The following is a 12,912-nucleotide window of genomic DNA, read 5'->3' on the forward strand; positions in this document are numbered from 1 at the left end:
AGAGGCGGGTATTTTACCTGTCCGGCACCGCCCTGCCCCCGCTCGTCCGCTACGAATACTGCCTACTGCCGCCGCGAGCCGCGCGCTCCCGGCATGGAACGCAAACCGGTGCGCTCGACGGTAAAGCGGAACGTGCGCGTGAGGCACTCGCCACGCCGCAGCATGGTCATGCCGTTTTCGCTCGCACCGCCGGCCAGGTTCACCGCGTTGATCGGATGATCCACCGGTTCGAAGCAAAAGAAATCTTCGCCGGGCGGCGTGTACAGCACGTAGTAATCGGTGTCGGCCGCGATGTTCAGCGACAGCCGGCGTTTGGGCCACACCACCGCCGCCTGGCCGCTCCAGCCCGTAAAGGCATGATTGACGATCGTCTCCGGCAGCGGATACGCCACGCCGAATTGCCATGCGGGCGGCGCCGGCACGTGCCGCACCGGCAGCCAGTCGTCGCCGGAAAGCCACAGGCCGCCCGCCGCCGCCGACAGTTCCGTGTCCGCATCGCGCACAAAGAAAGGATGCACGCCCAGCCCAAAGGGCAGCGTCTCGCGGCCGGTGTTTTCGATTTCGAGCGTGATGACGAGCGTCGGACCGTCGAGCGTATAGGCTTGCGACGCGCGGTACGCGTAGGGCTTGCCGTCGCGGCGCTCGAGCGTCAGGCGCACGTTTTCGCGATCCGCTTCGGCCACCTGCCACGCGGACTGCCAGCCGTCGCCGTGAATCGGCAACGGTTCATCGGGGTGATTGCGCGGCACATCGACCCGCCGTCCCGCCACCGTGAAGCTGCCACCGCCGATCCGGTTCGAGTACGGCAGCAGCGGGTAGCAGGCGAGCTGGTTCGGCTGCGTGTCGGCGGTAACATGACGGCAGCGCCGGAAAATCGGCGTCAGCGCGCCGTCGTTGCGCCAGTCGAATCGGGTGATGCCGCCGCCGAGCGTCGGCGCGACATCGAGGCGCAAATGGGCATTCGCGAGCGTCACGCACGCGACATCGCCCTCGCTGGTTTCGCCGACGGCCACCGCCGACGTGCTCGGCCCCGGCAGCACCGGATTGGCCGCCGCGGCGAGTCGCGAGCGTCGGCTCTGGGAGGGTTGGGATGAGGCGGAAACGAGATTCGCAACAGTCATATCTGGCTCCATCGAGAGGCGTGGGACGTTGCCGTCATTCCTGACGGGTACTGCTGGGCGACTTTCTTGATCCGGTCGCCTCAGGGTCCGAACTGCAAGCTGCCGATTTGCTGCCACTGGGATTGCACCATCAACTTCCGATTCAATTGCAGAATCGAGACCGAAGCTGCGTCATTCTGCGCTAGGCGGGCGCGCCTTGAAACACCGGTTCCGGCAAACCTCGCCGCGCCGTGGCGGCGACAAACACGCCGCCCGCCGCCGCATCCGCGGCGAGCGCGTCGGCATCGAGATCGCAGCGCGCGCTCGTGACGTACAGCGTGTCGAGGTCCACACCGCCCAGCGCGACGCAACTCGGCTGCGCGGTCGGCACGTCGACGCGTTCCGTTTCCACGCCGTCGGGACCGTAACGCACCACGCGCCGGCCGCCCCATTGCGCGTTCCACAGGCCGCCGTCGCAATCGACGGTCGAGCCATCGGGCTCGCCCGTGGCGTCGGTCAGCTGTGTGAACAGGCGGTCGTTGGCGATGCCGCCGTCCGCGCGATAGTCGCAAACGCGAATCGCCCGCGTGGGCGAATCGCAGTAGTACATCGTCGCGCCGTCGGGACTGAACGCGATGCTGTTCGAAATAGCCGGCGCTGGCAGCGGCAAACGCTCCAGCGACAGATCGTGATTGAGCCGGTAAAACCCGCCGACCGGCTGCACCGGTGCGCTCTCGTCTTTCGTCCCGAACACGAAGCGCCCTTGCCGGTCGCAGCGGCCGTCGTTCACGCGTGTGTTCAAGCCGGGTTCGACGTCCACGATGCGGCGCGTCTCGCCCGTAGCCAGATCGAAAAACGCCAGATGCGTGGCCAGACCGAGCAGCAGGTAACGCGGATCCGCACATAGCGCAAACGTGGCGAGGCGCTCGGGCATGCGCCAGGACGTGCTGCCTTCATCGCTCGGGTCATAGCGCCACAGGCGTGCGCCTTCGATATCCGTCCAGTAGAAGCGGCCGGTTCTCGCGCACCAGGTCGCGCCTTCGCCGAGCGTGCATTTCGTGTCGAGCAGCAAAGCCGCCTGCGACGCAGCGGCGTGTGACGAACCGGTCGCACTCACGCCCAGCCCCCGTCGACAATGACATCCTGCGCGGTGATCATCCGGCTGTCGTCGGCGGCGAGGAACAGCGCCATGCGGGCGAGGTCGGCGGGCAGCAACTCGGCGTCGATGCACTGCCCTTCCTTGATCGCCCGGCGGCCGGCGTCGTCGAGCCACAGACGCTTCTGCTTGTCCGTCATCACCCAGCCCGGCACCAGCGAATTGACGCGGATGTTGTACGGCCCGAGGTCGCGTGCGAGGCCGCGCGTCAGACCCTGCACCGCCGATTTCGACATCACGTACACCGGATAGCCGCCGTTCTTCAGCATCCAGCTGATCGAACCGAGGTTGATGATCGAGCCGCTGCTGGCCGCTTTCATGTCTTCCATCACTGCCTGCGCCGCGAAGAACTGATGCCGCAGATTCACCGCGATGCCCGCGTCGAACGACGCGGCCGTGACCTCGCCAACGGTGTGGCGTTTGTCGTTTGCGGCGTTGTTAACCAGGACCCGAATGGGACCCAGCGCGGCTTTTACGTCGGCGATCGCTTTTTGCAATGCATCGACGTCGGTCAGGTCGCACGGCAGGAACAGCGGCTTGTGCTTCGAATCGCCGAGTTCGTCGGCGAGTGCCTCGCCGGCGCTCGCATCGATATCGAAGAACGCGACCCGCGCGCCCTGCGCCGCAAAATGCTCGACGAACGATGCGCCGATGCCGGTCGCACCGCCCGTGATCAACACCGTGCGGTCTACAAGACTCGGATAGCGCGCAAAGGCGCTGTCCGCGAGACGGGCGTTTGCATTGGCCGGAGACGACATCGTTCGATTCCTTTTAGAACTGGATAGTGATTAGTCCCGCGAGCCGCGGTTCTTCAACTGGTCGAGCAGCACGGCGGCGAGCAGGATCGCGCCACGCACGAGGTATTGGTAGAACGCGTCGATGTTCATCAGATTCATCACGTTCTCGACCGTTCCCATAATCAGCACGCCGATCACGACGCCGGAAATCGTCGCGCGGCCGCCGAGCAGCGACACTCCGCCGAGCACGCACGCCGAAATCACGTTCAGCTCGAAGCCTTCCGCCGCGTTCGGCTGCCCCGACGTGATGCGCGAGGCCAGAATCACACCGGCCAGCGCAGTCACCGCGCCCTGGATCAGGAAGATGTAGACACGCGTGCGTTCGACGTTGATACCGGCCAGACGCGACGCTTCCGGATTGCCGCCGATGGCGAGCGTGTTACGGCCGTACACGGTCTGGTTGAGCATCACGCCGAACACGATGAAGCACAGCAGCGTGACCCAGATCGGCAGCGACACGCCGAAGAAGCTCAGGCCGCCGAGCGCGATAAACGTATCCGACGACACGCCGACCGCTTGCCCATGCGAGACGATAAAGCCGAAACCACGGACGATTTCCATCGTCGCAAGCGTCGTGATCAGCGCGTTGATGCGCAGATATGCAATCACCGCGCCGTTGATAAAACCGATCGCGCCACCGGCCGCGACCGCCGCGATAATCGCGATGAAAGTGTTACCCGTGGCGTTCAGCACCATCGCGCACAGCACGCCGGCGAACGCGACCGTCGACCCCACCGACAGGTCGAAATCGCGCGAGGCGAGACAGAACATCATCGTGCACGCGACCATGCCGATCTGCGAGATGGACAGGGCGAGGCCGAGCATGTTCTCGATCGAGAAGAAATGATCGACGGTCAGCGACATCGTGGCGAACATCACGATGAAGATCACGATCAGGCTGTACTCGGTGATCTGTTGCCACCATTTCGCCTTGTCGTTGGACTGCGGAATCAGCGCTTCGGCCGCGCCCTTGGCGGCCTGTTGCGCGAGGTTTTCTCTGGCTTGCATGTTCAAGACTCCTCCCGTTCCCCACGGGTTGCCGGACTTGCGTCCGAATGATGTTCAGGCCGCCTGTTGGGCAGCGGTTCCAGGCAGCGCGGTCGAGCTTTGCGGCAACGCGAGGCTCAACACCGCTTGTTCCGTGGCGTCCTTGCGCGCAAGCTCGCCGGAAATCCGGCCCTGGCGCATCACGACGATCCGGTCCGACACGCCGAGCACTTCGGGCAATTCCGACGAGATCATCACGATCGCGCAGCCCCGCTCGGCAAGCTGATAGATCACGTTATAGATCTCATGCTTCGCGCCGACGTCGATGCCGCGCGTCGGCTCGTCGAGAATCACCACTTTCAGATCCGGTTCGGCGAGCCAGCGCGACAGAATTGCCTTCTGCTGATTGCCGCCCGAAAGGAAGCGAATCTTCTGACGGCGACTCGGCGTCTTGATCTTCAGCAGCTTGATGAAACGGTCCGCTGTCTCGGCTTCCTTCTTGCGGTCGAGGAACATCCCGGCCCGCAGATAGTGACGGCGGCAGCTGATATTGATGTTCTCCGACACCGTCGCCATGGCGACAATGCCTTCTTCCTTGCGGTCTTCCGGGCACAGCACGATGCCGTGTTTGATCGCCTCTCCCGCGCTCTTCACCTTGATCGGCTTGCCGTCGAGCAGCAGTTCGCCGGCCTTCTTGTGATCGGCGCCGTACACCAGATGCATCAGTTCGCTACGGCCCGCGCCCACCAGTCCGAAGAATCCGACGATCTCGCCGCGCCGCACTTCGAAGCTGGCCGGCTGCGCGAGCGCATGGCCTTCGATCGCCTTCGCCGCGAAGCGCACTTCGCCGAGCGGCCGCGCCGAGTAGTTATAGATGTCCGAGATTTCACGCCCCACCATCTCGCTGACGATCGTGTCGCGCGACACGCCTTCGAGCGTCGGATGGGAGGCGATCTTGCGGCCGTCGCGGAAGATCGTGCAGGCGTCGCACAGCTCGTAGATCTCGTCCATGCGGTGCGAGATGTAGATCATCGCGCGATTGTCGGCGCGCAGATCGCGCACCAGCTTGAACAGCACCTCCGTCTCGCGATGGGACAGCGAGCTGGTCGGTTCGTCCAGCGCGATCACGCGTGCATTGCGCAGCAGCGCCTTGCAGATTTCAACCATCTGACGCTGCGCGATCGAGAGCTTGCGCAGCTTGGCGTTCGGATCGAGCGCCACGCCCATCGCTTCGAGACGTTCACGCACGAAGCGCTTGGCCTCGCGCTTATTGACCCAACCTAACGAGTTCGGCAGCTGGCCGAGCAACAGGTTTTCCGCGACCGTCAGATCGGGGACATATTGCAGTTCCTGGTGAATCACCGCGATGCCCGCCGCGATCGACGAAGCCGCACTTGAGAAGCGGACCTCGTTGCCGTCGATCATCACGCGCCCCGAGTCGGGCTGATATTCACCGCCGAGTATTTTCAGCAGGGTCGACTTCCCTGCGCCGTTTTCGCCCATCAGGCCGTGCACCTGGCCCACGTTGACCTCGAAGGACACACCGTCGAGCGCGCGCACGCCTGGAAAGACTTTGCCGATATTGTCAAAACGTAGCGTCGCTGACACTTCGCCTCCTCTGTCGACCGGAGTTGGTGCTTCAGCTGTCGGCCGGAGTTCGCGCTTCAGCGCGTTACTCCGGCCCCATGCAGAGCACTTACTCCGGTCCCATGCAATAAAGTTGCCGCTTCATGTGAACCGTGCTTTGCGGCGCCCCATCAGTCTCGGCAACTGCAAAGCATGGCTTGTCTCAACCGCTCATCTTGTACTGCTACCGCCGGTGCACCCCATCTCTGAAGCATGGCGCACCGGCGATTCATTTCACCGCCCTACAGCGGCTTACTTCGATGCGAGGCCCATCTTCTCGCGCACTTCACCCACGTTGTCACGCGTGGCCAGCATGCCGGTCGTCAGCGTGAGCATCGGCGGCTCCTTGCCTTGCGTGATCCAGTCGTACATCAGCGTCGAGGTTTCTTCGCCGTGGCGCTTCGGGCTGATGATGACCGTGCCGTAGAAGCCCGTCGGCGTCGGCTTCTTGAACTCGTTCAATGCCGAGTCCGAACCGCCGATGCCGATGCCGATCATGTTGTCCGCCTTGAAGCCGCGGCCTTCCGCTGCGCGCACCGCGCCGAGCACGCCTTCGTCGTTCAGCGCGTAAGCAACCCAGTGCTTGTACTGCGGGTTCTTCGTCAGCGCGATGTTGGCGGCGTTGAACGCGTTTTCCGTGTCGGTCTTCGCTTGCGGCGCCGCGACGATGTTCGCCTTCGGGAAGCCGGCGGCCACCAGTGCGTCGGTCGCGCCGGAGGTGCGGTCATGCGCGGTCGGCAGCTGTTCGTAGGTCACGTCGATCGCGCCCACGTCCTTCATGTCCCAGCCGCGCTTCTTGATTTCCGCGGCCAGACCGTCGCCGACCTGCTTGCCGATGTTGTAGGCCGAAATGCCCATATGCGGCACCGACGCGATCGGCTTGCCCGCGCCGTCGACCAGACGGTCGTCCACCGTCATCATCTTCAGGCCGTCAGCCTTTGCCTTGGCGACGATGCCCGGTCCGAGCTTGACGTCAGGCGTGCAGATCACGAAACCTTGCGCCTTCTGGGCCGACAGGTTGTCGATCGCGCTCATCACCTTCTCGCCCGACGGCGCGCCGATCTTCACCAGCGTGAAGCCCTTCTCCTTGGCGGCGATTTCGGCGAACTTCCATTCGTCCTGGAACCACGGTTCTTCCGGCTGCTTCACGAGGAAGCCGATCTTCACCGGGTCAGCGGCCTGCGCAACCGGCGCGTTGAAGAGCACACCCGCCGCCGCTGCTGCCAGCGTGAGGAAAATTCTACGTTTCATAATGCGTGTCTCCTGACTAATTGATAACGAGAAGGTGTCGGCCGCGTCTTCTTTTTCCGGTGATGACACACGCGGCCAGCGCGTCGTCCGGTGCAACTGTGCTACCTCTTTACTGCTTTTCTGCTGCGTTCAGTCGTGATACAGCGCCGAGCGGCCGCCATCCACGGTGATGCAGGTGGCGTTGATGAACGGCGCTTCGTCCGAAGCGAGAAACACCGCGGTCATCGCCACTTCTTCCGGGCGGCCAATGCGCTTCATCGGTTGCAGATCGAGCGTCGCCTGCCGCGCGGCGGCCGGATCGGCTTGTTCGTTCCACCAGTCGTGCGTCAATTGCGTTTCGATATAACCGGGCGCGATGGCATTGACCCGCACATTGCGCGGCGCGTATTCGATGCCGAGCGCGCGCGTCAGGCCGATCACACCGTGCTTCGCCACCGGGTATGGGAAACAACCCGGGATGATCTTGAACGAATGCGTCGACGCGATATTCACGATGCTGCCGGCACCGCGCTCGACCATGCCCGGCAAGACCGCGCGGCAGCCGTTCCAGACCCCGTCGAGATCGACCGCGAAACAGCGGCGCCAGTCGTCGTCGGTCATGGTCAGCGGGTCGCAGAACACGTTGATGCCGGCGTTGTTCACCAGCACGTCGAGCGCCCCGAACGCGCGTTCGGCCTCGCTCACCGCGTGCTGCACCGACGCCGCCTGCGTCACGTCCGTCCGCACCGCGAGCACGCGCGCGCCGGTTTGCGACACGATGCGCTCCGCCGTCTGCTGCGCGGTGTCGAGATCCAGTTCGGCCAGCACCACCGCCGCGCCTTCGCGAGCAAACGCATACGCGATTGCCGCACCGATGCCACGTCCGGCACCGGTGATCAGGGCAGTTTTACCGGCGAGCCGTGTCATTTCTGCGCACCTGCCCGGGCAATGCGCAACCCGTTGATGAACGCCTTCGCATGCGAAGCGGTCACGGCCACGCTTTGTCCCGGCTTGTACAGCGCGGAGCCGAGGCCAAAGCCATTCGCGCCTGCGCTGAGAAACGGCCCCATGTTGTCCGGCGTGATGCCGCCGACCGGCACCAGCGGCACTTGCGCCGCGATCACCGCGCGCCACGCCTTCACGACCTGGCAGCCGAGTTGCTCGGCGGGGAACATCTTCAGCACGTCCGCGCCGTTTTTCAGCGCGATGAACGCCTCCATCGGCGTCGCGACGCCCGGGGCGCAGGCCATGCCTTGCGCTTTCGCGGCGATGACGACTTCCGGGTCGCTGTGCGGCATGACAATCAGCTCGCCGCCGGCCGCCTTCACATCGTTGACGAAAGACGAATGCAGCACCGTGCCCGCGCCGACGATGGCATCGCCCGGCAACACTTTGCGGATGGCCTCGATGCTGTCGAACGGCTGCGGCGAATTCAACGGCACTTCGACGATGCGAAAACCCGCCTCATAGAGTGCCTGGCCGTGTTCGGCGGCATCGGCGGGCGTGACGCCGCGCATGATGGCGATCAGCGGACAGGCCTCGAATGCCGCGATCAAACCGGCGTGCGGCATGTACGGAGCTGGCAGATTGATGTGAGGTTGCATGTTGATTCCTTGTGTCATGAGCGGCGGCGTAGCCGGTTAGCCGGCGTGCGCCGCGCGCGCGGCCGGGTTGATGAGCCCCGCCTGCGAGGCGACGCGCCACAAGCCGCGCTCGGTGGCGTGCTTGACCAGCTCCGCCTGGGTGCAGCCAAATTGTGCGAGCGCGAGGCGATAGCGCTCGCACAGCGCTTCATTGCCGATCAGGCGCAGGCTCTGTCCGGCGAGCGCGCTCTGCTGCTGCGCCAGGATCGCGTCGAGGCCAGCCAGTTCGTGTCCAATCAGCAATCCAGACAGATAGTCGGGCTGCTGTCGGCCCGACAGTTCTCCGGTCAGACCCAGCGTGCGGGCGCTGAATGCCGTTGCGAGCACACCTGCCCGGCCTTTTTCACGGGCGATGGTCACGCCACGCAGGAATGCTTCGGTGTCCGGACGATCCGGCGTGGTCATCGTGCGGCCGAGGATCGTGTGCTCGCGCAATGCCGCGAAAACTTCGCCGGTCATGAAGGTATGAAAGCGTTCGATGCGGCGCGATTTCACCACCACCCATTTCGCGTGCGTGCCTGGCAGGCCGATCAGCGCCTGTGTGCCGCCGTCAACGGAATTGGCGTCCCGCCCGAGCGCGCCGAAAATCTGCGTTTCTTCGCCGCGCATCACGTTCGGGAGTTCGCCGCGTTGCAGGACGCCCGGCACGATATGCAGCGTCGCGCCGCACGCCGCCTTCACGCGGACGATGCCGGCCACCAGCGCATCGGCATTCGCCGGCGCTTCGACGTACGGCGCCTCGACCCAGCCTTGCGCGCTTCCGACCATGCCGGCGGCGATCACCGGCACGCCGGGTGCATCTGCGAGCCAGGCGCCGCAGGTGTCCTCGAATGCTGCGTCGAAGCCGCCCTGCTCGGCGCTGCGCGGCAGATTCATGATGCCCGCCGTCGATTCCCGCGTGGCCAGCACATTGCCTGACGCGTCGTACAGATAGGCGCGCAGCGACGTCGTGCCCCAGTCGAGCGCGATCAGCGCGGCGTGCGCGAGGTTGGCGTCGGCGGCGCCCGCTGCGGCGTGAATTGCTGCCGACGTGGAGGAACCCGCTTGTTTCATCGCTTGATCCTGCGGGTTGCCGGTTGCGGGGCACGCCAGCCGAGTTCTTCCGAGATCGCGCGCGCTTCGCGCTGCACGACCGGAATCAGTTCGTCCATGCGTTCGAGCGGCATATACGGAATCGTGCTCGCTACCGACAGCGCCGCCACCACCGCGCCCGACGCGTCGCGCACGGGGGCCGCGACGCAGCGGATCGACGCTTCGTTTTCTTCAAGATCGAAGGTGTAGCCGCCGGCGGCATAGCTGGTCATGCGTTGCATGAAGGTCTGCGCGTCGGGGCGGTTGTCGGGCTTGAAGCTGACGCCGGCGAGCGCGCGGCGCGACGCTTCGAAGAGCGACTGCCAGACGTCCGGCGTGAGGTCGAGCATCATTGCCTTGCCGATTCCCGTCGACGCCAGCGGCATGCGGTGCCCGACGCGCGAGCGCATTTCGAGGCCACGGGTGCCGGGAATCTTGTCGATGTAGAGCACGTCGTCGCCGTCGCGCACGCCGAGGTGGATCGTGTCGAGCGTCTGCTCCGCGAGCGATTCGAGATGCTGACGGGCCACCGTGGTGAGCGGCATCTGTTCGAGCGCGATGGTGCCGAGTTCGATGAGTTTCGGGCCGAGCAGATAGCCGCCTTGCACCTGGCGAAGGTAGCGGGCCTGCACGAGGCTGCTCACCAGGCGATGCGTGGTGCTGCGGGTGGTGCCTAGCGCGGCGCCGAAGGTGCGCAAGTCGCGTACGCCGGCGGCTGCGGCTTCCAGAATCGCCAGGCCGCGCAGGAGGGTTTGCGTGCCGGCCTGCTGGGGAGTGATGTCCAGCAGCGTGCTGGGCAAGGCGATTTCGTCGGCCATGGGCTGCGGCTGGGCGCTGGCGCGCGGGCCTTTGGCGGCGGTCGCTGCGTGATGCGCAGTGTCGCTCGCCTGGTCGGCTTGCGGCTCCAGGTCAGCGTCGGACACGGTTGCGGCGTGAGTGGACATCGCTTTGTTCATGGCGATTCGCTCTTCAATGGTTTTTTTGCGCTTGCAGCGCGGGGCCGGAGAGGGGGCCTTGGGCGGTGTTGCTGGGCTGCCTGGGTTCTGCCTTTTGGGGTTTAGGCATGGGTTGGGCTTTGTCTCCGGTTTTTTTGTTGCTTTTGCTCTGGCGGTTCAGGGCCTGTCTTTTCGGCTGTGCTCTGAAGCGCTTGGCTTGTTGGGTTGGATTGTAGGGCGGTTTTTGAGAAAGCTCCAATATGTGAGTGTTGGATTCATATAATGGGATTTTTTGTTGCCGTGGGCTCTGGTTTGGGTGTGCTTTTCGGGGTGTTGGCCTTTCCTTGAATTCACGGTGGTCTATTAGCGTTGCCCCTGTGCGGGGCGGCACCTACTTTCTTTGCCGCGGCAAAGAAAGTAGGCAAAGAAAGCCGCTTCACACCGCTAATTCTTAAGCGGGGCCCCTGGCTTGGAGGGGGTAGCGGTGCATCTGGAATCCGTGCTCTCGCACACTCCACGCTCGTGACAAGGCAGTCATTCCTCCCGCCTCGCGCTTCGCGCTCGTCGGAACGGTGCTTCACAAACCAGTGGGGTTGGGTGCTATGGATCGCAAGAATTTGATGGTTGGTGGGTATGCGCCACTTACAGATGATTACAACTGGCTGGGGTGGCGGGCGCGCGTCGTTCGTACAATCCAAGCATTCGAATACGCTTCGGAGAACAAACATGAAAGCATCGCAATGGATTGCTGCCGGCCTCGTGGCACTCGCGTGCGCGTCGGCCTTTGCAGCAGCCGGCGGTAACGGCGGCGGCAATGGAGGTGGAAATGGCGGCGGCAGTGGTGGCGCCGGGCACGGTGGCCTCGGCGGCAACATGGGGGGCATGTCCGCAGGCCACATGAGCAGCAAGGGACTCAGCAATACTAATGGCTTCAACTCTCCCGACCGCGATACCGCCCGCGCCCGCGCGGCAGATCGGTCAGACACGCAGGCGGATCGCGTCGGAATGTCGACGAGCCATACCAATTCGCACGCAGCACATGCCGATCACGCCCATTCACATTCACTTGCACAAGTGAACACCCATCACCACCACACCAAACCCTCAACCATCAGCCAGTCAAGCTAACTCAGCGCAAAAGGCACCATAGACCCACCCGCGGTCAACGGCGCCTCGCCCGCTGCCATGCGCCCAAAGGATATGGAGCCGCGTAGTAAGCTTTTTCTCAATATTGCAACCAAGCGTAACGTCAACCTTTGCACCGCGTGCCACCTGGCTTAACGGCCGGCCGCAGCCGGTGTTTGCCGCCCCTGACACCGGACTGTTAGTGTCGTCGGCTTCGCGTTGATAGATCGCGGAGAGTCGCGGGGTTTTGACGTGCGTCGGCGCAGGACACATCGGAGTGCCGATGAATGTATGTCACCGGCAGCATCGGGCAAAGATTCTTGCGGTGCAGCAGTGCGGGTGACTGGAAGGCGCGTCTACTGCGCCTTTCGCACGGGTTGCGCCTTTCTTTGGCGGGCGGCACCGGGTTGATTTCAATGCGTCGTCGCCGTACGCCGCGAGACGGTTCTGAAGCCAACGGGTTTGTTGTGCATCGCCTTCGCTGCGCCGCGACTCTTGCGGTCGCCTACTGCGCCCGGTGCGGCCTTGGCCAGGAGGTCTGCTGCGTGACGCGCAGTGATTCGACTTTGAGGAATGCCCTTCGCGTCGAGCGCAATGATCTGGTACAAGTCGCGATCAATTTCGATCTCTCGCTGATAGTCCTCAGCGGTTTCAATCAAGAGTCCAAGCAGTGACCGATGATGACTTCTCTCCTCGCGTGTAATAGCAGGATTCCTATATATTGAAGACGCGAGTGTGGTTAGTTTTTCCAGTCGATCTATCTGCCGCTCGATGAGTCCGAACGCGGACAATGCGAGTTTTTCGTATTGGAGAGCATCAACGGGTGGGCGCGAGGCGGTGCGAATATTCTTGGCTGATTTACTCATATGCGATCTCCAGTTGTTGACTTGGATCGCCCGACACGCATTTACAAGCTGGGTGAGCGGGCACAATGATAGGGTTAACAGACCGGCGCGTAGCACCACAAACCGGCGAGCCGCGAGGCTCCCCCACCAAAGACCCGCCCATAGAAGACAGACGAGCAAAGGCAGCCGCACACCTGCTTGCGCAAAGGTACGGGGTGTTACGCTTTATAGGCTGTTAAACCTGTTTGCCGTGGAATGCACGACCAAATGGGGCCTGTCATAAATTTTGTGTTCAAGGCATAACATGTAGCTCAAGGAGCATGTATGCCACGCAAACCCAAAGCGGCGCCCAAGGCCCAGACGGCCTTGCCGTCCATTCCGAAGGAACTGATCGACC

General features: G+C 63.7%; 12 protein-coding genes. 1 reads left to right on the plus strand and 11 read right to left on the minus strand.

Annotated features, from left to right (window positions below; all coding sequences use genetic code 11):
- Positions 1-62 precede the first annotated feature (62 nt).
- From A6V37_RS01990 to A6V37_RS02035, 10 genes are all read right to left on the minus strand, one after another.
- The gene (locus tag A6V37_RS01990) at positions 63-1,121 is read right to left on the minus strand and encodes an aldose 1-epimerase (RefSeq protein WP_064268875.1); all 1,059 of its coding nucleotides are present in this window, start codon (positions 1,119-1,121) and stop codon (positions 63-65) included.
- Between the two features lie 181 nt (positions 1,122-1,302).
- Positions 1,303-2,217, minus strand: a complete 915-nt coding sequence (locus tag A6V37_RS01995; RefSeq protein WP_064268876.1) for an SMP-30/gluconolactonase/LRE family protein — start codon at positions 2,215-2,217, stop codon at positions 1,303-1,305.
- Entirely contained in the window at positions 2,214-3,014 is an 801-nt protein-coding gene (locus A6V37_RS02000) for an SDR family NAD(P)-dependent oxidoreductase (protein ID WP_064268877.1), read from the minus strand. The genes A6V37_RS01995 and A6V37_RS02000 overlap by 4 nt, the downstream gene beginning before the upstream one ends.
- A gap of 30 nt (positions 3,015-3,044) precedes the next feature.
- Positions 3,045-4,061 (minus strand): L-arabinose ABC transporter permease AraH, encoded by a 1,017-nt coding sequence (gene araH / locus A6V37_RS02005; protein ID WP_064268878.1) that lies wholly within the window; start codon positions 4,059-4,061, stop codon positions 3,045-3,047.
- A gap of 54 nt (positions 4,062-4,115) precedes the next feature.
- Positions 4,116-5,648: an L-arabinose ABC transporter ATP-binding protein AraG gene (araG, locus tag A6V37_RS02010; RefSeq protein WP_064268879.1), complete on the minus strand. Its 1,533-nt coding sequence runs from the start codon at positions 5,646-5,648 to the stop codon at positions 4,116-4,118.
- Positions 5,649-5,918: 270 nt separating this feature from the next.
- Positions 5,919-6,917, minus strand: a complete 999-nt coding sequence (locus tag A6V37_RS02015) for an arabinose ABC transporter substrate-binding protein (RefSeq protein WP_064268880.1) — start codon at positions 6,915-6,917, stop codon at positions 5,919-5,921.
- Between the two features lie 129 nt (positions 6,918-7,046).
- Positions 7,047-7,823, minus strand: coding sequence for an SDR family oxidoreductase (locus A6V37_RS02020; protein WP_064268881.1), 777 nt, complete (start codon positions 7,821-7,823; stop codon positions 7,047-7,049).
- The gene (locus tag A6V37_RS02025; protein WP_064268882.1) at positions 7,820-8,500 is read right to left on the minus strand and encodes a 2-dehydro-3-deoxy-6-phosphogalactonate aldolase; all 681 of its coding nucleotides are present in this window, start codon (positions 8,498-8,500) and stop codon (positions 7,820-7,822) included. The genes A6V37_RS02020 and A6V37_RS02025 overlap by 4 nt, the downstream gene beginning before the upstream one ends.
- A 36-nt stretch (positions 8,501-8,536) precedes the next feature.
- The gene (locus A6V37_RS02030) at positions 8,537-9,592 is read right to left on the minus strand and encodes a 2-dehydro-3-deoxygalactonokinase (RefSeq protein WP_064268883.1); all 1,056 of its coding nucleotides are present in this window, start codon (positions 9,590-9,592) and stop codon (positions 8,537-8,539) included.
- Positions 9,589-10,566, minus strand: a complete 978-nt coding sequence (locus A6V37_RS02035) for an IclR family transcriptional regulator (RefSeq protein ID WP_064268884.1) — start codon at positions 10,564-10,566, stop codon at positions 9,589-9,591. Before A6V37_RS02035 ends, A6V37_RS02030 begins: the two co-directional genes overlap by 4 nt.
- 705 nt (positions 10,567-11,271) lie before the next feature.
- On the opposite strand from A6V37_RS02035, the gene A6V37_RS02045 reads away from it, so the two are divergent.
- On the plus strand, positions 11,272-11,673 hold the full coding sequence (locus A6V37_RS02045; RefSeq protein ID WP_064268886.1) for a hypothetical protein: 402 nt from the start codon (positions 11,272-11,274) through the stop codon (positions 11,671-11,673).
- 410 nt (positions 11,674-12,083) lie between these two features.
- Here the strand turns inward: A6V37_RS02045 and A6V37_RS02050 are convergent, their stop codons facing one another.
- A complete protein-coding gene (locus A6V37_RS02050; RefSeq protein WP_064268887.1) occupies positions 12,084-12,536 on the minus strand; it encodes a hypothetical protein in 453 nt (150 codons plus the stop codon).
- Positions 12,537-12,912: the final 376 nt, after the last annotated feature.

It is taken from the genome of Paraburkholderia ginsengiterrae (assembly GCF_001645125.1).
Classification (GTDB): Bacteria; Pseudomonadota; Gammaproteobacteria; order Burkholderiales; family Burkholderiaceae; genus Paraburkholderia; species Paraburkholderia ginsengiterrae.